Below are 23,433 nucleotides of genomic sequence, written 5' to 3'. Positions count from 1 at the left end.
TTTAATTGTTTGAAAATCAATTATTTGTATTTTGTATAAAATGTTTTTCAATTAAAATTCAAAAAAAATAAATTTAAATACTACTAATTCGGTAGAATTAATATATATTTGTATCACAGAAAAATTCTGAATGATACTTATCCAGAAAGACTGAGGGAGTAGGCCCTATGAAGTCTTAGCAACCTGTTACCAAATAAGGTGCTAAATCCTTCCCGTCTTGCGGGACAGATAAGAAAGATTGTCGCAAATCTGAATAAGATCATCATTGTTGAAATTATTTATTTTTTAAAATGAAAACCAAACTACATTTTTTACACGACAGTGACGAACTTTTGAATTCAATCTTCGAAGAATATAGTCTTGCTGGTTTCCGAATGCGAAAGCATTAAATTCTCTCTCATTTCTTTTTAAAAATCATTTGCTAAAAGCCTTTATAAATTGGCTTAAAGGAATTCTTTTGTCCCAATATTAAAACGATAATAAAAATCATATCATCACCTTAAAATCAAAATAAAATGAAAAAAATACTATTATGTTTTGCCTTATTTCTTGGAGTTGCACAAACTCAGGCACAAGAAAATAATTTACAATTAAAAGGAACTGTTGTCGATACAGTAGCTCAATATGTGTATTTGCAAAAATTCCACAATAAAATGTTTACCACAATTGATTCGGTAAAAGTAAAAGACGGAAGTTTTAGTTTCAAGACTAAAGTTAAAACACCAGAATTATACGGTTTAAGCGTAAACACACAAGATTCTCCATTGTATATTTTCCTTGAAAAAACGCCTATTACAGTAAAATTAAGCCCAAAGAAATATTATACAAGCTCTGTAGTTGAAGGTTCTGAATCTCAGAATTTATTCGATGCCTATAAAAAATCAAAAGATGTAGAAATCAGTAAATTCATTACAGAAAATCCTAAATCTATTGTTTCGGCTTATGTTTTATACAGAAACTGGTCGTATAGATTAACGCCAGAACAAATTACTCAAAACATTGCTTTGCTTGATAAAAGCCTGCAAAGTACCACTTACGTGAAAGAACTAAAAGAACTGGTTACTGTTTTAGACGGATTAGCTGTTGGTAAAAAAGCCCCAGATTTTACTGCTAATGATCCGCAAGGTAAACCAGTTCGTCTTTCAGAAAACTTAAATGGATATACTTTAGTTGATTTTTGGGCGTCATGGTGCGGGCCTTGCCGTAGAGAAAATCCAAATATCGTGGCGGCTTACAAAGAATATCACGACAAAGGATTTAACATCGTAGGTGTTTCTTTAGATAAAAAGAAAGAAAACTGGATTAAAGGAATTCAGGATGATAATTTGACATGGACTCATGTTTCTGATTTACTTTTTTGGAACAGTGCCATTGCTAAATTATATGGTGTAAGAGCGATTCCCGGAAATTATTTAGTGGATTCAAAAGGAATAATCGTTGCGAAAAACCTTCACGGAGAAGAATTACAGACTACACTTAAATCACTTTTAGGACAGGCAAATTAATTTTTTTAAACACATAGAAACATAGATTATATTCTAAATAAGAGATTTAAAAAAATCTAGATTTTCACACATAGTCCCGATAGCTATCGGGATTAGTTAAAACAAGTGAAACGCCTTTTACCACAAAGAAAAACTATGTTCCTATGTGTTTTAAAAAAACAATCAATAATAAATTTAGTTAATTAAAATGATAAAGGAAATGAATGCTATTGAGACAACAGAACCAATCGAGTTGGAGTGTTACTTCTCTAAATTTAGAGAAAATACAATAGGAGTAGATCACCGCTTTAAATCCGTTTACGGAAAGCAGAACCTGCTTTATGCAGATTGGGTTGCCAGCGGAAGATTATACGCTCCAATTGAGGATATTATGCTCCATAAAATTGGTCCAATGATTGCCAATACGCATTCACTTTCTAGTCAGACAGGAAAGACTTCAACGCACGCTTATCAATATGCGAGAGATATAATTAAGAAATCAGTAAACGCAAATGCTTCTGATGTTTTGGTGACTACAGGAACCGGAATGACGGCAGCTTTATCAAAATTACACCGCATTATGCGCTTGCGAAAAGAGTATGAAAATGATAAACCAGTTGTTTTTATAACGCATATGGAACATCATTCGAATCAGGTTTCGTGGTATGAAACCAACGCCGATGTTGTGATTTTACCTCCAGATGAAAATAATTTAGTCGACCCCAAAATTCTTTCGGAAGAAATTAAAAAATATGCTCACAGAAGCTTAAAAATAGGTTCTTTTACGGCTTGTTCCAACGTTACAGGAATTATAACGCCTTATCACGAATTGGCCAAAATCATGCATCAAAACGGCGGACTTTGTTTTGTTGATTTTGCAGCTTCGGCACCGTATGTCAAAATCGATATGCACCCAAAAGATCCGGAACAACAATTAGATGCTATTTTCTTTTCTCCGCATAAATTCTTAGGCGGACCAGGAACTTGCGGCGTTTTGGTTTTTAATGAAAAATTATACAAATCTGAATTTCCGGATAATCCGGGCGGCGGAAATGTAAAATGGACCAATCCTTTAGGAAGGTATTGTTATAGCGAGGTCATAGAAGTTAGAGAAGATGGCGGGACACCAGGCTTTCTACAAGTAATAAGAGCTGCTTTAGCTTTAGAATTAAAAGAAAAAATGGGGGTTTCAAACATCAAAAACAGAGAAAAAGAACTACTTGTTCTTTGTTTTTCAAGACTCCAAAAAATAAAAGGTTTGTCAATTTTAGGAGATTTAAAAACAGAAAGAATCGGCTGTGTTTCTTTTATAATCGAAGATATTCACTATAATTTAATTGTAAGGCTTTTAAATGACCGTTTCGGAATTCAGGTTCGCGGAGGCTGGTCATGTGCAAGTACTTATGCGCATTATTTATTCAATATAAACGAAAAGAAATCAGCACAAATTACAAACGAACTTTTAGAGAAAAATCAAACTAATAAACCCGGCTGGGTACGTTTGTCGCTGCATCCGATTATGACAAATGATGAGCTTAATTTTATTTGCGATGCGATTGAACAAGTATCTTTACATTATAAAAAATGGAAGAAAGATTACGAATATAATTCAGTAACAAATGAATTTGAAAATCCTGAAATTAAAGAAACTATAGCTGAAGAAGTAAATGAATGGTTTAAGCTGGATTAAATTTTTAAACACATAGAAACATAGATTTTTTTAGTTTTTATAAAAGTTGATAAAAAGAAACTAGTTTCTAACACATAGTTATGTTGTTTAAACAAAGGAAATTTAAAAAGCATGTTTATCATTCCGAGGAACGAGGAATCGCATGCGTAAGTCGCCAAAGATTGGCGACATACTTTATAGAGTTTCTAGTGCGATTCCTCGTTCCTCGGAATGACAAACATTGATTAACTATGTTTGTTTAAAACAAGTGAAACGCCTTTTACCACAAAGAAAAACTATGTTTCTATGTGTTTAAAAAATTAAACAGCTATACTTTTGTATAATAAAGCAATAAAAATGAAAGCAATTGTATTACAGGAAAACCAGGAATTTCAATTAGAAAATGTAGAAATTCCGCAGCCCGAAGAACATCAGATTCAAGTAAACATTAAAGCTTCAGGTTTTAATCCGATTGATTATCAAATGACGGAAGACGGATCTGAAAGAAAGCTTTTGCACTCTCCAATTCTGGGTCGAGAGTTTTCAGGGATCGTATCTGCAATTGGTAAAAGCGTAACTGATTTTAAAATTGGCGATGCTGTTTTCTGCGGATCAGGAAGTATGGGTTCTAACGGAACTTACGCAGAATATATTTGCGTTCCCGAAGCAATTGCAGTGCATAAACCTGCGAATATTTCTTTTGAAGAAGCTGCTGCAATTCCATCAGCAGGATTAACATCTTTGCAAGCCTTTAAACGTATAAATGCCAGCTTTTCTGATTCCATATTAATTACAGGCGCTGCGGGCGGAGTTGGGAATATGTTTGTGAAACTGCTTCTGGCAAATGGCTTTCAAAATTTTGTAGTTACAGCCGGAAATGAAAGTAGTATTAACGCATTAATTGACCTTGGTGTAAAACCAAAACAAATCATCAATTATAAAAAAGAAGAAATATACGAAGCTGCTCTTTCCTTAAACGGAAATAAAAAATTTGATATTGCAGTTGATTTGGTTGGAAACAACGTGGCAGAAATTGCTGCAAAACTTTTAAAAACCAATGGAACTTATGTTGATGTAACCAATTTTTCTACTCCGGAATCGCGAGGAATTCTTTTTAGTAAAGGGGCCTCAATTTTAAACATCTCCAATTATGCCTACGGACTTGAAAAACGTTACGATTATTATAAAAACGGATTGAATGAGCTAAGGTTACTTTTGGATCGAGAAAAAATTACGCCACCTGCTATTTTAGTAGTCGGAGAATTAGAAACGCCCATAGAATACTTCGTGAGAATAAAACGGAAGGAAAAAAGTTAATCATGAAAATTTAGATTTTTTTTCACGCAGATTCTGCTGATGTTTAACCGCAAAGTTTTTTGCCTCCCGCAGATTCTACAGATTTGGCAGATTGATTAATTTTTTTTGCAATAAATTCAGAAAAATAATCTGCTCAAATCTGCCAAATCTGCGTGAAAAAATCTTTTTAGTCCTTTTAATCTGTGGCAAGACTGGCGGTAATCTGTACGGAGTTTCTAGTGCGATTCCTCGTTCCTCGGAATGACAAATTGGTCGTTAACACCAAGCAGAGAAGCTTTAAATCAAAGCAATCGTTATAGTAATCTACTATTTTGATAGGTTAATAAAAGTTTTAATGGTTTTTATACTAAAATTAAAATTATCTGTTTAAATTTGCAGCAACAATGAGAAATAATAGCCAGAAAATGAATAATTATTATAGCTGCAGCATGATGTGCTGGGATGCTTTATGATTGTTTGGCTTATATATAAATGATATTATTTATTTCAAAAAGCCTTTCAAATAATTATGAAAGGCTTTTTTGTTTTTAAACCTGAATTGAACAAATGATTGAATTAAAAAACGTTACCAAAACTTTTCATCAAAAGGACAGAATCGTTTCTGCTTTAGATGATGTCTCGCTAAAGGTGCCGCCCGGGAAAATTTTTGGTGTTATTGGAACTTCCGGAGCTGGAAAAAGTACACTAATTCGTTGTGTAAACCTTTTAGAAAGACCAACTTCTGGAGAAATTATTGTAGATGGAAAAGCTTTGATGCAATTATCAAATGCTGAATTGGCTACAGAAAGAAGACAAATAGGGATGATTTTTCAGCACTTTAACCTGCTTTCTTCGAGAACTGTTTTTGATAATGTTGCTTTCCCGCTTGAATTGGTGGGAACTCCAAAAGCAGCAATTAAAACCCGTGTTTTAGAATTATTGCAATTAGTTGGTTTAGCTGAAAAAGCAAATGATTATCCGGCAAGCCTTTCCGGCGGACAGAAACAAAGAGTTGCGATTGCGAGAACTTTGGCAAATAATCCAAAAGTTTTATTGTGTGACGAAGCTACAAGTGCATTAGATCCGGCAACCACACGTTCAATCCTGAATTTATTGAAAGACATTAACCGTCGTTTAAATATTACCGTTTTATTGATTACGCACCAAATGGAAGTTGTAAAATCTATTTGTGATGAAGTTGCGGTAATCAGCCACGGAAAATTAATTGAGCAGGGAAGTGTAGGCGAAATTTTTGCTGATCCAAAACATGAATTAACAAAAGAGTTTATTGCTTCTTCACTTCATTTGGAAATTCCAGACGTTTATCAGGAGAAATTACAAAAGGCAGATAACGGAAGCTTAAATCCGTTATTAAAGCTTGAAATGACCGGAAAATCGGTAAATGAACCTGTAATTTCAGAAGTTTCAAGATTATTTGATACCAACTTCAAAATTGTAAGCGCCCAAATGGATCAGGCCGGAGATGTAAACTTTGGTGTTATGCTGATCGAATTATCAGGGAAACGTGAGAACTACGACGCTGCCATTCAATATTTTATTTCAAAACACATTAAAACAGAAATCATAGGTTATGTCTGATTCTATTATCGCTTTATTATTAAATGGAACCTGGGAAACTATTGTTATGACTTTTGTGTCTGGCTTTTTTGGTTTCCTAATCGGACTTCCAACGGGAGTTTTACTTTTCCTTACCAGAAAAAATCAAATACTGGATCGGCCGGTTTTAAACAGAACTTTATCGGTTATTGTAAACGTTTTTCGTTCCATTCCGTTCATTATTTTAATCGTTTGGATGATTCCGTTTACACGTGCTATTGTTGGAACTTCTATTGGAGTAAGTGCTGCTTTAGTTCCGTTAAGTATTGGCGCGGCACCGTTTATCGCCCGTTTGGTTGAAAACAGTTTATTAGGTCTGCCATCGGGATTAATTGAAGCTGCAAGAGCTTTAGGAGCAACGCCTTTACAGATTGTATATAAAGTATTACTTCCAGAAGCTTTACCATCATTAATAAACGCAGCATCGATTACTTTAATCACTCTTGTAGGTTATTCTGCTATGGGTGGAGCAGTTGGAGCAGGCGGTTTAGGACAAGTTGGTTATCAATACGGATATATTGGTTATGATGCCATAACGATGAATTCGGTTTTGGCATTATTGGTGATTTTGGTTTTCCTTATTCAGTTTATTGGAGACAGATTATCAAAACATTTTGACCACAGATAAGTATCAATTAAAATTAGGAATTAAAATTAAAAATAGAATTGTCATGAAAATAAATTTCTTGAAAACAGCCGGAATTTTAGCTTTATCATTGGTTTTAGCTAATTGCGGAAAAAGTAAAAACAACGATCCGCATTTTATAAAAGTTGGTGTAGCTTCCGGGCCAGAATTAAAAGTTGCAGAAGCGGCTAAAAAAGTTGCAAAAGAAAAATTCGGACTTGAGGTTGAATTGGTTTCTTTCAACGATTATGTAATTCCAAACGAAGCTTTAAGTCAGGGTGATATTGATGCAAATGCTTTTCAGCATAAACCTTATTTAGATGAGCAGTCTAAACAGCGTGGTTATAAATTGGCCATTATCGGAAATACATTTGTTTATCCGATTGCGGCTTATTCTAAAAAAATAAAAAACCTTTCTGAATTGAAAAATGAAAGCACAATTATTATCCCAAATGATCCAACAAACGGCGGACGTTCGTTATTGCTTTTACAGAAAAACAGTTTATTAAAATTGAAAGATGGCGTTGGTTTATTACCTAAAGTAACAGATATAGTAAGTAATCCTAAAAACTTAAAAATATTAGAGTTAGAAGCGCCTCAATTGCCTCGTGCTTTAGACGACGCTAATGTTTCGATTGCAATTATCAACAACACTTTTGCTTCTGCAGCAGGATTGGTCCCGTCTCGTGATGCCTTGTTTGTTGAAGATAAAGATTCTCCTTATGTAAATCTGGTGGTAAGTCGTGAAGACAATAAAAACGAAGAGAAAGTAAAACAGTTTTTACAGGCTTTTCAATCTCCGGAGGTTGAAGCTGCAGCGGAACGTGAGTTTAAAGGCGGCGCTGTGAAAGGATGGTAATAATAATTGTTAGTTGTGAGTTGTTAATTGAACTTTGACAACTAATTATTTGATATAAAAAAGGCAGATGAAATTGTTTCATCTGCCTTTTTTATTTTATTGTGTTTTTGTTTGTGGCTTCAAATCTTTCTTTTGAAGCTTATATAAGCCCCAATTGTCTCGCTTTATTAATAAGCTCCGTATCGCCGCCTTTTTCTAATAATAAATGGCTTTTAATATTTGCTTTTCGCTTTTCAATTGAACTCATTGAAAGCGGAATATGATTTGGAATATTAACGGTTTTAACGCCTTGAGATAAAAGAATTAAAATCTGGCTGTCGTATTCATCCCAATTTAAATTTCGGTGCGTTAATTTCTTCTGAGATTTGATAATCTCGTCGCTGTAAATTATTTCCCCTTTTAGAATTTTTTGGCAGATAGCCGGAAAAGATTCAAAATTAACTTCACTTTTTGATATAAACCCGTCGGGAGCAATAGTTTTTATAATTCTGTTTACGATAAAGGCTTCGGTATGCATTGTCAGTAATAGAATTTTGCAGGAAGGAAGCACTTTTCTAATCGTTATTGCCAGATCAATACCATTAGCAATATTGAATTCTTCATAAGGCGGAAGATTAACATCCAGAATAGCAAAATCCAGTCTGGTGTTTTGTTTTTCAAGCAGCATTATCTTTTTATAGGCAGTCTCGCAATTGTATTCTTTTAGGAAGATGGGTTCAACTGTATCAAAGCAATCGTCAGACAGAAGGTTGACATAACTGTCTACCGTCATAGGATGATCATCAACAATTAAAATATTAAGTGACATTATCGTAAAATTTAAACAAAATTAAACAATCTTACGGATTTTCCGTAAAATATGCAACTTTTTTGGATGTTTTTTTGCAAAAACATAAAAATAACACACCATGAAAAGTAAAGTAATTCGTATTCTTTTTGCATCAATTTTAATGATGAATTTATCTTGTACAACTGATGATCTTGACAACCAAGATTTTAATTCATCCGAAAAAAAAAAGCTTAATAACCAAATCAGCAAAGATGAAACTGTTAACTCCAAAACAATTGACTCTTTAAAAATCAGTTATAATTTACAAGTGAGCGCTCCAGATGGAGATCCGCTAAATCCAAAAATTAAATAAAACATGTTCGACTCTATTCGCTGAAGACTATAATACTGATATTGAAGTATTATAGTCTTCTTTATTTATAATATATTTGAATTTAATTTATAAAGTATCATTTTGAGATTGAAGTCGAAAATATATATTCCAATACTTCTATTAGTAATAGTAATTTTATTAGTGTTTTATCATAGGAGAGATGAATTAAAAATTAGAAATCAAAATCAAAATACTTTTGATGCAGAATACTTTAATAAAATTTCAGGAACTGCAAAAGAGAAATATTTAGATTCGCTTGTCAATAATTTAAAGCATCTAAAAAATGACTCAGTTGTTAGAAATTTATATTTAAAAGCAGGAGAGGAATATTATTATTTAAATAATATAAAAAAATCACATTCCTCAAGCGTAACAGCTTTGAAATTATCAAGAGAAGAAAACGATAGTTCCAGAATTGCAAAATCCCTTTATTTTATAGGCGACTGCTATGAAAGTTCCCAAAAAGACAGTGCCTACTATTATTATCTGCAGGCTCAAAAAATTTATTTAAAAATTCACGACTACGACAAGTTAGGGCAAATGTATTTTAATAAAGCCTATGTTCTTTTTTATGATGGAAATTATGTAGAATGTGAGGTAGAATTAACCAAAGGTCTTGAATACTTAAAAGATTCAGATAATATAAAATTGCTTTATTCCTGTAATACCTTAATGGGGAATTGCTTAGAAAAGCTGTTTATGTACGATCAGGCTTTAAAATATCATCAACTGGCGTTGAGAAATTTAAAAGCAATGAAAAAAAATAATACAGATAGTGATGAAGTCAATAATTTCAATATTTCATCTGTAATTAATATTTGTAATTTATATGATTTAAAAGGCGATTATTCTAAATCAATTAAAGAATTAAAGCCTTTGCTGACTAAACATTTAAGAAAGAACTGGCCTCGGTTTTATGCTATTGTTTTGTCTAACCTGGCTTATTCTAAAATGAAAAATAAAGAATATAAAAATGTTGAATCAATGTTTTTAGAGTCTTTAAAAATTGTTGACAGCTTGGGATATACTTCTGATGTCATGTATAAAAAAATTCATTTGGGAGAATTTTACCTGACACAAAATGATTCTTTAAAATCCTTAAAAACTTTGCAGGAAGCTTATACCGTTTCTATCAAATTAAAAAATACCAACGAAACTTTAAACACATTAAAACTGCTAACCCGAATAGACAGCAGAAAGAGATTGTTTTATGCCAATCAATATATTGCTATAAGTGACAGCATTAACAGTATTCAAAGCAGAACCAAGAATAAATATGCCAGAATTGAATATGAAACTGTAAAGGTTGAAGATGAAAATAAGATTTTGACTAAAAAGAACTTTTATATTTTAATTTTTTCTTTTGCCTTGTTTTTAGTTTTGTCGGCAATTTCGGTAGCTATTTATTTAAAGTATAAAAACAAAGAATTAAGATTTGTAAAACAGCAGCAAAGTGACAGCGATGAAATCTACCAGCTTTTGAGCGAACAGCAAAATATAATTAACGCCGCAAAAGAAGAAGAAAAGAATAAAATTGCAAGAGAACTTCACGACGGTGTAATGAATAAGGTGTATGGTGTAAGAATGAATTTAGGATTTTTTAATTCTAAATCAGACGAAAAAACGATAGAAAAAAGAAAGCAGTATATATTTGAATTGCAGAATATCGAAAATGAAATCAGAACCATTTCGCATGATTTAAATCAGGACTCTTTTTTAGAAAGCAATGATTTCAATACGCTTTTATCCAATTTAATCAAAAGCCAAAATGAGATTAGTAAAACGCAGTTTAATTATTTTGTAGATGAGAGATTTGAGTGGGAGCAGGTGCAGAATATTTATAAAATAAACTTTTACCGCATTATTCAGGAAGCACTTTTAAATATTCAAAAATATGCCCAGGCTTCAAAAGTCGATGTTAAAATAGATTTAATTGATAAAGATGTTTTGCAGTTATCCATTATAGATGACGGTGTTGGCTTTGATATCAATACAGTAAAAAGAGGAATTGGCTTATCTAATATAAAAGAGAGAACCAACTCTTTAAAAGGAAACTTCGAAGTAAAATCTAAACCGGGCGAAGGAACCGAAATCATAGTAACTTTTACTATTTAACTGAAAAATAGAGAGATATAAAAATAAATCTTATTTTGTTGCTCTTCAGACTTTTAGGTGTGATTTTTTGATTTATTGCAAACTAATTTTGCTTTGTTAATTTGATAAAAACAAATTAATGAAATTTTAGACTTTGCATTAAATTAAAAATATTTGTCATGAAAATATACAGCTTAATCTTTTTATTTTTTACAATTAGTTTTTTTGGAAATCCTGTAGAAATTAAAAATGATAATCCGCCGTTGAGTCCGGAAATGGAAAGACTTAATACTGAGCTTTTGGATGTGAAAGCGATGATTAAAAAAAATGCGGCTTACAATACAAAAATTGCCTTTTTTATTGATATGAGAATTAAATCGGGTAGAAACAGATTCTTTGTTTACGATTTAGAAAAAGATGAAATTGTAGACCAGGGTCTTGTAGCAAACGGTTTTGGTTCCGAAACGACAACCAGAGGGGAATTAAAATTTAGTAATGAACCCAATTCAAAATGTACATCTCTAGGAAAATATATTGTTGGTAAATCCTATAGAGGAATGTTTGGAAAATCTTATAAATTATCTGGTTTAGACGAAACAAACAGCAACGCGGCAAAAAGAGCTATTGTGCTGCATTCCTATTCAGCAGTTCCTAATGAAGAACAAGACTATTATATAGCAAACAGTCATGGCTGTCCAATGGTAAGCGAAGCCTTTTTTAAAAAATTAGAAAAGATAATAGACAGCTCTAAACCTAATATTATTTTACATATTTATTATTAATTAAAACATATTTAAATGGTTGAAAATTAGTCCGAATACGATTATATATTGAAAAGAGACAGCTTAAGACAGCTGTCTCTTTTTTGTTTATTATCATCTAAATTTTAACAGAATTTCATGTTGTTTTTATTTGATTATTTGTTTTTAACATAATATGTTAATTTTTTTCTTTCTTCCGTTTTAGTAATTCTTTTCCAACATCCAAATTAAAATCCTATATTTGTTTAAGAACAAATCCAAATTTAATCCTCATGCAAAATAACTTATTGAGTGGCTTAAAAGAGCACGAAAACAAATTACTAACCATATGGTCTCAACTTCTAATCGATGGTGGATCTGATGACGGAGCAGTAGAAGAAGAAGAGTCAAAAGAATTTGCTTCTCTGTTTTTAAAAGCTGCCGCTGCTGCTGAAGGTAAAATTCAGGATTCTCAGGAATTTGAAAAAGTCGAGGATCTTATAGTTGGAATAGCTTCATCACGAGGAAAACGTGGGTTTTCGCCAAGAGAAAATGCGCAATATTTAATCACATTCAAAGAAGCAGCTTCTAAAATACTATCTGAATTAATAAAAGACCCGGAACAGCTTTTTGATGCAAACCTGCAGCTAAATGCAGCTTTGGATAATATGACTATTTTGACTTTTGAAGCTTTTATGCGAGGAAGAGAAGATATAATATCCAGACAAGTGGATGAAATCAGTGAAATTTCAACTCCGGTTATCACCGTTTGGGAAGGTGTAGTTGCCCTGCCTATTATCGGAACTTTAGACAGTTCGAGAACGCAGATTGTAATGGAAAATTTACTGCAGCAAATTGTAGATACAGGAAGTTCTATTGCTATTCTTGATATTTCGGGTGTTCCGGCGGTAGATTCTCTGGTGGCGCAGCATCTTATTAAAACTGTAAGTGCAACCCGATTAATGGGAGCTGAATGTATCATAAGCGGTATCCGTCCGGAAATTGCTCAGACAGTAGTACATTTAGGAATTGATCTTACAGGAATTATTACTAAAGCATCGCTTGCAAGTGCACTTAAAACGGCATTTGATATGTTGCAGCTTTCAGTTGTTAAAAGAAAAATAGTTTAAGATTTTATAAATTGATATGGAAAGAATTCCTATACTTAAAATGGGAGATTTTCTGCTTGTTACCATACAAGTAGATTTGTACGATCAACTTGCAGAAAATCTTGAATCAGACTTAATAAACACCATTAGTAAACATAGTTCAAAAGGTGTATTGATAGATATATCGGCGGTTTCTATTATCGACTCATTTATGGGTCGAATATTAGGAAACATAGCTGTAATGTCTAAAATAATGGATGCACAAACAGTGGTTGTAGGAATGCAGCCGGCTGTAGCTATTACACTGGTAGAATTAGGATTATCTTTAAACGGAGTTATAAGTGCCCTTAATGTTGAGAAGGGCATGGATCTACTGCGCTCGAAAATGCAAATAAGCGATAATGAAGAGCAGGATTATGACGACGATATCGAATAGTAAAGAAGAAGCACTTATCGTAAAAGAACAAGATGTAGTACCATTACGCAACCGGGTAAAAGAGTATGGCGTAAAAATTGGTATGAGCATTTTAAATCAAACTAAATTAATTACGGCAACCAGCGAACTTGTTCGTAACCTCCTTAAATATGGCGGCGGCGGTAAAGTCATTATAGAGTCGGTCAGTAATGGCCGTGATAATGGTGTACGCGTTACTTTTATTGATAATGGCCCCGGAATAGCCAATGTAGAACTGGCTATGAAAGATGGATACAGTACCGGTAAAAGCTTAGGCTTAGGATTACCGGGTACTAAAAGGCTTGTCAATGAGTTTGATATTAAAACAGAATTAGGAAACGGTACCACCGTAACTATAACAAAATGGAAAAATGGATAATACTTTTTCCACTTATAAGATAGACGATCGAAGTCTGATTGCTTTTATAAAAAGAGAAATACATAACCTGGCGCTTCAATTAGGATTTACGCCGCACAGAGCAGGAGAAACGGATATAATTGTAGCAGAATTAACTTCCAATCTTATTAAATATGCAAATGGCGGTGAATTGCTGTACAGGGCTAATGTAGAGGAAGGGCAAAACGAAATTGAAATTTATTGCCTTGATAAGGGAATAGGATTTGAAAATGTTTCAAAAATAATGAATGACGGTTATTCGTCATCCAATACATTGGGACATGGTTTGGGCTCGATTAAAAGACTGAGCAACGATTTTCAAATTTATTCCATGAAAAACTGGGGTTGTGTACAGTACGTGAAAATTTGCGAAAAGCCGGATTTTCGTTTGTCTGATATACAAAAAGGTTTATACCATAAAGCCATAGCTTTAAATTATCCCGGTGAAAAAGTCTGCGGTGATGGTTATCATATTAAAAATCTTAAAAAAGGTTTTCAAATATTTGTAGGTGATGGTTTAGGTCACGGTGTAAATGCCCATGAAGCCGTGCAGCTTGCTGTTAAAGCATTCAAACAGTCGGTAGAATCTGATCCTGCGGAAATCCTAAGGGATATCCATTCAAAAGTAAAAAAAAGCCGAGGACTTGTTGCTACAGTAGCCACAGTAGATTATAGTTTAGAAACCTGGAATATTTGCGGTATTGGCAATATCAATACGCGAATTTACGACGGATTAGAAAACAAAACTTATACGCCTTATAATGGAATTATTGGACACAATATTCCGCGTACATTAAACAATTCGGTTGTTCCTTACAAAAAGCACCAAATTATTATCATGCATAGTGACGGACTAAGAACAAGATGGAATCTTAGCGATATGAATTCTATATTTAAACAAAGTCCAGGAATTATTGCATCAGCATTGCTTAAGGAAAATATTAGAGGTACAGATGATGCCACAATTCTTGTTGGTAAAATAATTTAGTTATGAAGGAAATCATAAAAATAAATCTGGATAACGAAATGGACTTAATACTGGCCCACAAACGCTGCATGAAAATTGCCGAAATGTGCGGTATGCCATCCTCTTTCCAGACAAGATTTTCGACAGCAGTATCCGAAATAGCAAGATGCTCGATTGCAAAAGGTAAAAATTCTTTGCTTGTTTTGGGAATTAATGTTATTAAAGCAACTCAAAAAGAAATTATCGCAATCATTACAGATACTGTAGATTTAAAAAACTGCAATCCTGAAGCTTTTAATTATGCATCGAAAATTTCCGGAAATATAGAATACAGTTATTTAAACAATCAGTCTACAACGAGAATAAGCCAGCCGGTTGCTTCTCCGGGACTTCTTTCAGAAACTAAAATAAAAGGATTTATCGATTATTTTAAATACGAACCTCCTTTATCGCCTTACGATGAAATCAGAAAGAAAAACATTGAACTCATTGCGCTTTCAGAAAAACTGGCAGAAAGTGAAAACAAATACAAACAGCTCGCCAACACAATTCCTATTTTAATTTGTGTAATAAATGAGCGTAATAATGTTCTTTTAACCAATGAGTCATTAGAGCATTATCTGGAAGTTCCAATTCTTGCTTTCGACAAGAAAAACCTAAGTAATTTTATTCATCCTGATGATATTGACGGAATATTGGAAGGCTGGAAAATAGCAAAATCAAAGCGTTCTGAATTTTTAGGGGAAACCCGAATTAAATATGGTTTAAGCTATATCTGGCATTTAATTTCGATTATGCCAAACAAGGCAGAAGACGGGACTTTTAACAGCTGGCTAGTTTATTTTGTAGACATCAATGCTCAAAAAATGGTCGTAGAAACGCTGAAAGATAATACAGAATTAAAAGTAATTCAGCGTGAGTTAGAAAGTGCCAACTTAAAACTGGTTTTTAAAAATAAAGAATTAGAGCAGTTTGCCTATATTGCCAGCCACGATCTTCAGGAACCACTTCGTAAAATCATGATTATGCTTTCGCGCGCCGGGGAACATTTAAGTGAAGACCAAAGGAAATTATATTATTTTGATCGAATAACGATGGCGGCAGGAAGACTCTCGAACCTGATTACTGATGTTCTCAATTATTCGAGAATTGACAATAAGAAACAAATATTTGAAGAAGTTGACCTTAACCAAACCCTTTCTGAAATATTAGGAGATTTAAGTCTGGTTATTGAGGAAAAAAATGCTATAATTGATATTAAGTCTTTGCCGACAGTTTTAGGACTTGATACACAACTTCGACAGTTATTTTATAATTTGGTCAACAATGCTCTTAAATTTAATACTGCTGTGCCTGTAGTAACTATTTCGGCATCAGATATTAATGAAGATAACAAAGTGTCTTCACCAGAAAATTATCATATAATTTCAATTGCTGATAACGGAATCGGAATGGACAGTCAATATTCTGGACGTATATTTGATATGTTTCAAAGATTACACGAACGCGATCAATATGGAGGAAATGGGATAGGACTAGCTTTGTGCCGCCGAATTATCGAAAACCATAACGGAGTAATCAATTTTACAAGTAAACCCGGAGAAGGAACAATCTTTTGGATTTATCTTCCCAAAAAATAAATAATAAAAAAGGCAATCAACAGATTGCCTTTTTTTATTATGATAAAGAAAATTAATTATCCGTGAGCTGCAACTGAAACATCAGCCCATTCTTCCCATGTTTTTAATTTTTGTTCGTAGGTTTGTTTAGCAAATGGTAAAGCTATTTTTCCTAAAAATAAACGTAAAGGAGGATTTTCTGCTTCAACTAATTTAACGATTGCAGGAACTGTCGCGCTAACTTGTCCAAATGTGTCTGGATCGTGTCCGTCTGCAAGTGCTTTTTTGATTCCGTCGTAAGCAGGAATACTTTCGCTGTGGAATCCGTTACCCCAAATATCAGTAAAGTAACCATTTGGCTCTACTAATGAAACATTGATTCCGAATTGTTTTACTTCAGATGCCAAAGTTTCACTTAAACCCTCAACAGCAAATTTTGAAGCATTATAAAGTCCGATAACCGGTAAAGTTGCGATTCCTAAAATAGAAGAAACCTGAATAATGTGTCCGCTTTTTTGGTTTCTCATAATTGGTAAAACAGCTTGTGTTAACCATAAAGTTCCAAAGAAATTAGTTTCGAATTGTGCTCTGGCTTCCGCTTCACTTGCTTCTTCAACAGCGCCGTTTAAAGCGTAACCTGCGTTATTGATCAAAATATCAATTGTACCGAAATGATTTTTTACTTTCTCAACTATTGCAAATGAATCTTCGCGTTTGTTTACGTCAAGTTTTAATGGTAAAATTGCGTCTCCGTATTTTGCTTTTAAATCGTTTAATGTATCGATATTTCTCGCTGTTGCAGCTACTTTATATCCTTTTTCTAAAAATGCTTCTGTCCAGGCTTTTCCAAATCCTTTTGATGCTCCTGAAATTAAAATTGTTTTTGACATGATTTCTTAAATTGTTAAATGTGAATTGTTAATTGTGAATGATCTTATTTTAATTGGTATTATATTTTTGTTGATATTGTTATTTATAAATATGACTGATCGGTCATATTTTTAATAAAAAAAATTAGATGCTGTTTTGGTCTATTAAATTTTTTAAGGTTTTAACAATGATTTCCATTTTATCATTGTTTCCGGACATTCTTGACATTAAATGTCCGCCTTCGAGCATTGCAAACATTACAGTTGCAAAATCTCCAGGTTTTAAATCAGTTTTAAATTCTCCGTTTGCTATTCCTTTTTCTACTAATCCAGAAAGCAATACTTGACCGGAACGAATAACAGTATTTACCTTTTCTTTTACTATTGGGTTTGTATCATCAGCTTCTGTTCCAAAATTCAAAAGAGGACAGCCTCCAAAAACCGGTGGCTGCAACGGATTACTAAAAAAGTCTATATATGCAAACAACTGTTCTTTTGAAGTTTTGTATTTACTTATTGCTGTTTGAATTTTTGTGTTAAGCATTTTAATATTATGATCAACAGCCGCACAAGCTAAAACTTCCTTATTTTCAAAATGTACATACATGCTTCCTTTAGACAATTTGGTGGCTTCCATAATATCGCTCATAGAAGTAGCTGCAATTCCTTTTGTATTAAAAATAGGAGCGGCTTTTTCTATAATAAATTGTCTGGTTTCTTCACCTTTTGCCATGATAGCTTTTATTTAACGGTACAAATATATGACCGATTGGTCATATTTACAAACAAAAAGAAGATTATTTTTTAAAAAATTTCAAAATGTGCCTGTTTATGAGGGATTCGTAAGGGCTATAATTAATTTTTTGTGTTCAGGATATTGTGCAATTAAGGTATCTCGATCTCCTAAAAAGTAATTATCAGGATTAAAAGGAGGCGCCATTGATACGCCCATAAGGCTCCAGGAATCTTTACTTTTAATTCTGGAACCAATCCATGTTCCGCCCGGAATTACTTTCATTGGTTTTCCGCCTTTAGCAATATCATTACTAAAAATACAGATTTCTGATTTTGGCGTATGACCTTCCGGATATAATAAAAGCATTTCAACAGGCTTTCCCGCATAAAAATGATACAGCATATCTCCTGTAACTTTATGCATAATAGAGCAGCGGGAATTATCCAGAAAATAATAGATCGCGCTGCAAGGAGTATTTTCTACAGGAGGAATAGGGTAAGTATTGGCAAAATAACCGCCTTCGGTACTGTTTAACTGCAAATTAAGAAGTCTAATTATTTCAGATGCTGGTGACATAATTTTAATATTTAATTGGTTTGTTAGAAATAGTAAATCCCCGAAGATTTATACTAAAACTTCGAGGATTTGGGGTTAGTAAGCCTTATACTCTGGTTCGGTTGATCGGGCTGATATCTGTTAATTCTTTTGTTGGATTAAATGGCGAACCAACGCTTTGCTGGAAATTAAAATAATTGTTAGGATCCACTTTCTTTTTAATTTCTAAAAGGCGTTTGTAATTGCTTCCATAATATTGTTCGGTCCAGTTGTGCTGTAAAGGATCAATGTAGTTTACATAAGCTCCCGTAGCATTTCCGGCATCAGATAATCTTTCGAAAAATTCATACGCCCATTCTACATTTTTCAGCGTATCGCCAGGTTTGTCTAAATCCCAGATTGCTTTTACTTCCGGAATAAAACGGCTGTTCCTGTGTACATATGCTGTAGCATCTGAGGCAACATTTTCGATTGCACCTCCGGCATGCGTCCAAACGGCAAAACTTTCTGCAGACGGAGCTTTACTCATCGATTCTATAATAACCTTTGCTACTTTATTATTCATTCCGCCTTCTGGAAGAACCGTAGAACGGATGTAGGAACTTCTTCCGGCAACTCTTGTGGTATAACCGTTATAAAATTCCCAGTCCGGAAGTGTCATATTAAACAAATCGGCATTAATTGGTTTTAGCTTTAAAAGCCCTTGAAGATGTTCAATTCCTTCGGCACCGTCACCATTAAAAACCGGAGTTAAACCCAGCACTTTTACATTGGTCACTTTGTCAATTAGGTCTTTTTGATTTCCCATAAAACCATAAACGGCCATTGCGTCGGGAACGGTTTCAACCCATTCGTTGTAATAACCTAATACATCTTCGGCCATTTCTAACGGATATCGAATTTGGCCCACTAACATTTTTTTGCTTAATGGTTTACGAACTCTCATTTCCATTTCGACTACAATACCAAAGTTTCCACCTCCGCCGCCAGAACAAGCCCAGAAAAGATCAATATCTTCTGTAGAAGTACTGTGTACACCAATGTGACGTAATTCGCCATCTGGAGTAACGATTTTTAAACTTTCAAGATTATCGATGCTCATTCCGTAGGAACGGGAAACAAAACTATAACCGCCTCCTAGCATAAAACCCGGAGGCGCAACAGTAGGGCAGCCGCCGCCTACAGGAATTAACCCTGTATTGGTTAACTGCATGAACTTGTAAACATCGTACCAGATTACGCCCATTTCTGCCGTAACAGTTTCTTTTTTAGGATCGAATGTAATTCTGTTTAAATTTTTCATTGCAATTACAACACCGCCTTCGTTCAGGCAGTAACCGGCAGCACTGTGTCCGCCGCCTTTTATGGAAAAAGGAAGATCGTTTGTAATGGCAAATTTTAATCCGAGTCTCACATCTTCAACTACGGCCGGAAAAATGATTAAACGAGGTCTGAACTGAATTCGGCCGTTATCAATTTTTATAACATCTTCATATTCTGAATCACCGGGCTGAAGCACATAACCGCTCAGTTCACGAACTAATTCCTGAATTGCTGTTTCTATCATGATTTTTAGTTTTTGGGGTTAATTTTTTATCTGGTAAGCGAATACACTTTTGACTGGTATTTTATATAAGAATCAAAAATGTACGTGTTGTCAATCATTCCGGCTGTTGCAGGAAAAAAATCTTCGTGCTTTTTGCTTGTCAGATAATCATCGTACGCTTTTTTACTTTCGTAGATAATAGAAACCGCAACATCAAAATTTCTAACAGAAACATTTCGTTTAATATCCGTCAGTCCGCCAGTTGAAAACTGCTGAATTCCCGGATGTCCTGATAAATATTCTACACAGATATCCGTAAATTTTTTAATGTTTTCCGGAGATTTATCTTTTAGAGAGAAATACAAGTCATGAAACATACTTTGCGGATAATTTCCATCGGCACCAATAGTTTGCGGTTCTGAAGAATTTCCACCAATAATAAGATTGGTTACATAATAATCCATAACACGTCTTGTTGTGCCAGGAACCCATCTGTTTACGTCAATTACGAATTGATTATGCGCAGAATCATTTCCGTTATACACATTAAAAGCATCTTCGTTTGCAAAAAGCTGATGCATGGCAATGTCATAATTAAGATCATTTTCAGGACGGATCATATCATCGGCTCGAACGCCAATCCAGAAAGAAATCATTCCAACAGATTCAGAAAGATATTGTCTTGCTTCGGCCATATAGGCTTCTACAATACCTTGCGTATTACTTGTACCCAGATTGAAGTACGTGCTGTGCAGCAACATGGGTGCGTTATTTGAATTTTCCATTTGAATTTCTTTTAAATGTTTTTAGTTGATTTTCTTCAGAAATTATTATTGCTGAAGGCGAAGTGTTGCTACTGAAATATGAGGCCATTTAATTTCGACAACGCTTCCATCTGGGGCAAAAACGGGGAAATCAAGGATTACGGTTTGTGTATACTGCAATTGAAGGAATTCTGAACCATCTGCATTTTCAACAGTTTCTATCCAAAAAATTGCTGAAAGACTATTAGCGTTAGCATTTACATTTACAAACGGAATGTTTGTAATCCCGCCAACAGGAGCTGTTGCGCCCGGAGTTGCCACGCCGTCAATTGGGTTTGCATCTAAAAAGATCACAACCGTTTTAGTGATGTTTTGTCCTTTAATCGCATTTTCCAAAAGAATATTTGGATTCATAATAACTTCTTTCGGAATTCCCGGAGGCGGAACTGCATTTACCAATTGTGATAAATAAGTTTCGCTTGTGTCATTTACTCTTTTCCCGTTTACAATAAAAAATGGAGTAGGATCTGCTACTTCAAATTGTGGCGGCCCGTTTACGGTAAAAAAAGTTCCTTGTGCTAAAATTGAATCTCCGTGCGGAATTGAACCTAATCTGGCGATACTTGGCTGTACCGCCGGATCAGTACCACTTGGAAGATTTAAGAATAATCCCGTTTCTAAATGGATTCCGTTTTGACCGCTTGGCAGGTTAACATCATCTACCTGCTGTAAATAATGCAGCCCCTGAAAAGCGATATCAGATTGTGCGTTTCCACGGTTGATAATATCACCCCCAATTGAATTAAAAGTAAAAGTTTCTGCAGTAGAGTTTAATATAATTTTAAATTTATCAGCCGGAGGCGGGCCTGGTTTTGCCTGATTCATATTTGGAACTTCAATGATATTGAATCCCGGACCAACCCAGGTTCCAACTAATGAATTTAATACACCAAGATCAGCTGATGGAATTTCTACAGCTTCGGCTTTAAATTTTGACTTAAGCCCCTTATTAACTGTTTTTGTTTCTAGCTTTTCTAAACCCGACAGGTTCAGGTTTGCTAACGGATTGTTGTTTTGTTGTGATGCCATTTTATTTTTTTGAATTGATTTTGTTTTTGATAGGGTATAAAATTATTTTAAGGGTTAAAGTGCTTTTCGGCTAAATCCCTGAATCTGAAATAATACTTCAGTGGTCATGAAAACATTTGGCGGCGTGCTGAAATCGCTTAGAAATAAATCGCCATATGTTTTTACAAATTCAGTAAATATTGGGCCGTTTACATGTTTAAAAAACGCATCCTGATTTTCATAAACTTCCCAAAAAATTACCTGACCCTGTGGCGGAGTCGGAAGGCTTTTTTGGTTGAAATCCGGAACGTGAACCATATACAATAATGTTTCGGGTTCGTTTTCCTGAACATCTTTTGCGAGTTGAATTAAAGCTGTTTTTGCTTTTTCTTCATTTCCGGGCAAAATGGTCCATTTTGCTTCAAGTGGGTAATACATAGTTTTGTTGTTTAGTTGTTAGTTATATTGACATTGAATTACAATTAAAATTGAAATCGCCATTGTCATTACCATTGAAATTGCCATTTTTATACTTCTACATATTCAAATGTTGGCCCTGCGCATTCGCCATTTTCCAGCGGAATGTTTAGTAATTCCAACGCTTTGTATTTAAGTTCATACATCACTGTAATTCCTTTAATAAGAAGTTCAGGTTCACCGCTCACTGCATCGTTAATTCCGTTTAGGAGCTGTACATATACTTTATTGAAGTCTTTTGCTTTTTCCAGTAATTCAGGATTTTTTTCATAATCTTTCATTTTTGGATTTGCTTTCATATTATAAACAGATGACCAGCTTACCGTAAAAGGTTTTCCTGTTGGTATACTTTTTACAGGCATTTGAAAATTGGTATCATTCGCGCTGTACATTCTTCCAAAACAGATTTCCTGAAACTTGAAATAGTGTGCATATTCAATATCTTCTCCAAATAAAACCTGCTCTGTTGCAATAGTTCCGTCGATACCTTCACCTTGACCTACGATTTCTCCAATCGCTTCTTCGGCATCTTCATACGTTACAACTTTTGTGATTTTACCACCGCTTCCATAATAATGTTCGGCAGTAATTTGACGGCTTGGATCTCCAATGAAAATTCCATTCTTTGTTGTTTTCTTTGCTTCTTCATTTAAACGAAGCAAACCATAACGAATCGCTTCATAAAATTGCCCGATGCTATCAAAATGACCCGTAATAGGCGCTTTTGGATCAGAAGGTCTTTCGATTGTAGAAAATTCATCTAATGCTTCTCTGGAGAATTTTAAAAGATGAACTTCAAACGGAGGCGAACCTTTCGGGACTTCCGGAACAATGCCGCCCGGAAGCGGAGTAGGGTAGTTTGGAATAATCTCTTTTACGTTAAAAAGTTTATCACCTTTTTTAATTGTTTTTGGATCTGTAATAGCGTTCAGAATATTGGATACCAAAACCATGTGCAGCATTTCTTCAACCACGACACTTCTAATAAGCGCTGCCGCCTCTACATTGCTTCCTTCTTTAATCGTGTAAAGTCCGCATAAATAAGGAGGAATCGTTGAAAGCTCTAATTTTAAAGCAGTTCTAAGACAATCCTGAAGATGTTTCAAATCCTTGATGTAATTTTTTACATCTCTTTTAGACATTTTCAACGACATTCCTTTTGCACTTTTAGCTGTTATTGCCGGCGCAATACTGAGTTCATTATCAGCAATAAAGGCATTATCTGTTGCAACTGAGTAAACCTCTTCGTTAATATCCAGATCAGCAATTGGTTTAATTAGCTTTTGACGATTCGGATTGTTCTTTTGAAATAATTTATTTTCCAT

General features: G+C 34.1%; 23 protein-coding genes and 1 riboswitch. Of the genes, 14 read left to right on the top strand and 9 right to left on the bottom strand.

Features of this window, described 5'->3' with window-relative positions; all coding sequences use genetic code 11:
- Positions 1-134 precede the first annotated feature (134 nt).
- Positions 135-235, top strand: a riboswitch (SAM riboswitch).
- A gap of 280 nt (positions 236-515) precedes the next feature.
- From NLJ00_RS19890 to metQ, 6 genes are all read left to right on the top strand, one after another.
- Positions 516-1,505, top strand: a complete 990-nt coding sequence (locus tag NLJ00_RS19890; RefSeq protein WP_256635105.1) for a TlpA disulfide reductase family protein — start codon at positions 516-518, stop codon at positions 1,503-1,505.
- Between the two features lie 199 nt (positions 1,506-1,704).
- Positions 1,705-3,174, top strand: coding sequence for an aminotransferase class V-fold PLP-dependent enzyme (locus tag NLJ00_RS19885; protein WP_256635104.1), 1,470 nt, complete (start codon positions 1,705-1,707; stop codon positions 3,172-3,174).
- A gap of 336 nt (positions 3,175-3,510) precedes the next feature.
- Complete coding sequence (locus tag NLJ00_RS19880; RefSeq protein ID WP_256635103.1) at positions 3,511-4,470, top strand: NADP-dependent oxidoreductase; 960 nt, start codon at positions 3,511-3,513, stop codon at positions 4,468-4,470.
- Positions 4,471-5,016: 546 nt separating this feature from the next.
- A complete protein-coding gene (gene metN / locus NLJ00_RS19875; protein ID WP_180857555.1) occupies positions 5,017-6,048 on the top strand; it encodes a methionine ABC transporter ATP-binding protein MetN in 1,032 nt (343 codons plus the stop codon).
- Complete coding sequence (locus NLJ00_RS19870) at positions 6,041-6,694, top strand: methionine ABC transporter permease MetI (protein WP_256635102.1); 654 nt, start codon at positions 6,041-6,043, stop codon at positions 6,692-6,694. Before metN ends, NLJ00_RS19870 begins: the two co-directional genes overlap by 8 nt.
- Positions 6,695-6,737: 43 nt before the next feature.
- The gene (metQ, locus tag NLJ00_RS19865; protein ID WP_256635101.1) at positions 6,738-7,550 is read left to right on the top strand and encodes a methionine ABC transporter substrate-binding lipoprotein MetQ; all 813 of its coding nucleotides are present in this window, start codon (positions 6,738-6,740) and stop codon (positions 7,548-7,550) included.
- A gap of 139 nt (positions 7,551-7,689) precedes the next feature.
- Here the strand turns inward: metQ and NLJ00_RS19860 are convergent, their stop codons facing one another.
- A complete protein-coding gene (locus NLJ00_RS19860) occupies positions 7,690-8,358 on the bottom strand; it encodes a response regulator (protein ID WP_053472745.1) in 669 nt (222 codons plus the stop codon).
- Between the two features lie 100 nt (positions 8,359-8,458).
- On the opposite strand from NLJ00_RS19860, the gene NLJ00_RS19855 reads away from it, so the two are divergent.
- The 8 genes from NLJ00_RS19855 to NLJ00_RS19820 all read left to right on the top strand — a co-directional run bounded on the left by NLJ00_RS19855 (position 8,459) and on the right by NLJ00_RS19820 (position 16,114).
- Positions 8,459-8,692 (top strand): hypothetical protein, encoded by a 234-nt coding sequence (locus NLJ00_RS19855; RefSeq protein ID WP_053472744.1) that lies wholly within the window; start codon positions 8,459-8,461, stop codon positions 8,690-8,692.
- A gap of 108 nt (positions 8,693-8,800) precedes the next feature.
- Positions 8,801-10,828 carry a tetratricopeptide repeat-containing sensor histidine kinase gene (locus tag NLJ00_RS19850; protein WP_088636382.1) on the top strand — a complete coding sequence of 676 codons (2,028 nt, stop codon included), beginning with the start codon at positions 8,801-8,803 and terminating at the stop codon, positions 10,826-10,828.
- 158 nt (positions 10,829-10,986) lie between these two features.
- On the top strand, positions 10,987-11,589 hold the full coding sequence (locus NLJ00_RS19845; protein ID WP_256635100.1) for a murein L,D-transpeptidase catalytic domain-containing protein: 603 nt from the start codon (positions 10,987-10,989) through the stop codon (positions 11,587-11,589).
- A 251-nt stretch (positions 11,590-11,840) separates the two neighbouring features.
- Positions 11,841-12,677 carry an STAS domain-containing protein gene (locus NLJ00_RS19840; RefSeq protein WP_053472741.1) on the top strand — a complete coding sequence of 279 codons (837 nt, stop codon included), beginning with the start codon at positions 11,841-11,843 and terminating at the stop codon, positions 12,675-12,677.
- A gap of 16 nt (positions 12,678-12,693) precedes the next feature.
- Positions 12,694-13,092 carry an STAS domain-containing protein gene (locus tag NLJ00_RS19835; RefSeq protein ID WP_053472740.1) on the top strand — a complete coding sequence of 133 codons (399 nt, stop codon included), beginning with the start codon at positions 12,694-12,696 and terminating at the stop codon, positions 13,090-13,092.
- The gene (locus tag NLJ00_RS19830) at positions 13,073-13,489 is read left to right on the top strand and encodes an anti-sigma regulatory factor (protein ID WP_053472739.1); all 417 of its coding nucleotides are present in this window, start codon (positions 13,073-13,075) and stop codon (positions 13,487-13,489) included. The genes NLJ00_RS19835 and NLJ00_RS19830 overlap by 20 nt, the downstream gene beginning before the upstream one ends.
- Complete coding sequence (locus NLJ00_RS19825) at positions 13,482-14,495, top strand: SpoIIE family protein phosphatase (RefSeq protein WP_256635099.1); 1,014 nt, start codon at positions 13,482-13,484, stop codon at positions 14,493-14,495. The genes NLJ00_RS19830 and NLJ00_RS19825 overlap by 8 nt, the downstream gene beginning before the upstream one ends.
- Before the next feature lie 2 nt (positions 14,496-14,497).
- On the top strand, positions 14,498-16,114 hold the full coding sequence (locus NLJ00_RS19820; RefSeq protein ID WP_256635098.1) for a sensor histidine kinase: 1,617 nt from the start codon (positions 14,498-14,500) through the stop codon (positions 16,112-16,114).
- Positions 16,115-16,170: 56 nt separating this feature from the next.
- On the opposite strand, the gene NLJ00_RS19815 is transcribed toward NLJ00_RS19820, so the two are convergent.
- The 8 genes from NLJ00_RS19815 to NLJ00_RS19780 form a co-directional block, all read right to left on the bottom strand.
- Positions 16,171-16,983: an SDR family NAD(P)-dependent oxidoreductase gene (locus NLJ00_RS19815; RefSeq protein ID WP_180857549.1), complete on the bottom strand. Its 813-nt coding sequence runs from the start codon at positions 16,981-16,983 to the stop codon at positions 16,171-16,173.
- A 124-nt stretch (positions 16,984-17,107) separates the two neighbouring features.
- Complete coding sequence (locus NLJ00_RS19810) at positions 17,108-17,695, bottom strand: TetR/AcrR family transcriptional regulator (RefSeq protein WP_053472735.1); 588 nt, start codon at positions 17,693-17,695, stop codon at positions 17,108-17,110.
- A gap of 96 nt (positions 17,696-17,791) precedes the next feature.
- Positions 17,792-18,274 (bottom strand): cupin domain-containing protein, encoded by a 483-nt coding sequence (locus NLJ00_RS19805; RefSeq protein ID WP_256635097.1) that lies wholly within the window; start codon positions 18,272-18,274, stop codon positions 17,792-17,794.
- Between the two features lie 85 nt (positions 18,275-18,359).
- Positions 18,360-19,820: an FAD-binding oxidoreductase gene (locus tag NLJ00_RS19800; protein ID WP_256635096.1), complete on the bottom strand. Its 1,461-nt coding sequence runs from the start codon at positions 19,818-19,820 to the stop codon at positions 18,360-18,362.
- Between the two features lie 26 nt (positions 19,821-19,846).
- Positions 19,847-20,584 (bottom strand): Dabb family protein, encoded by a 738-nt coding sequence (locus tag NLJ00_RS19795; protein WP_180857547.1) that lies wholly within the window; start codon positions 20,582-20,584, stop codon positions 19,847-19,849.
- Between the two features lie 45 nt (positions 20,585-20,629).
- A complete protein-coding gene (locus NLJ00_RS19790; protein ID WP_256635095.1) occupies positions 20,630-21,652 on the bottom strand; it encodes a heme-binding protein in 1,023 nt (340 codons plus the stop codon).
- Between the two features lie 54 nt (positions 21,653-21,706).
- A complete protein-coding gene (locus NLJ00_RS19785; RefSeq protein WP_053472730.1) occupies positions 21,707-22,069 on the bottom strand; it encodes a putative quinol monooxygenase in 363 nt (120 codons plus the stop codon).
- An 89-nt stretch (positions 22,070-22,158) separates the two neighbouring features.
- Positions 22,159-23,433 (bottom strand): ferritin-like domain-containing protein, encoded by a 1,275-nt coding sequence (locus NLJ00_RS19780; RefSeq protein WP_256635094.1) that lies wholly within the window; start codon positions 23,431-23,433, stop codon positions 22,159-22,161.

It is taken from the genome of Flavobacterium panici (assembly GCF_024499525.1).
GTDB classification, from domain to species: Bacteria; Bacteroidota; Bacteroidia; order Flavobacteriales; family Flavobacteriaceae; genus Flavobacterium; species Flavobacterium panici.
Note: the sequence above shows the minus strand (reverse complement) of the source record. Positions and strands in the feature narration are given on the sequence as shown.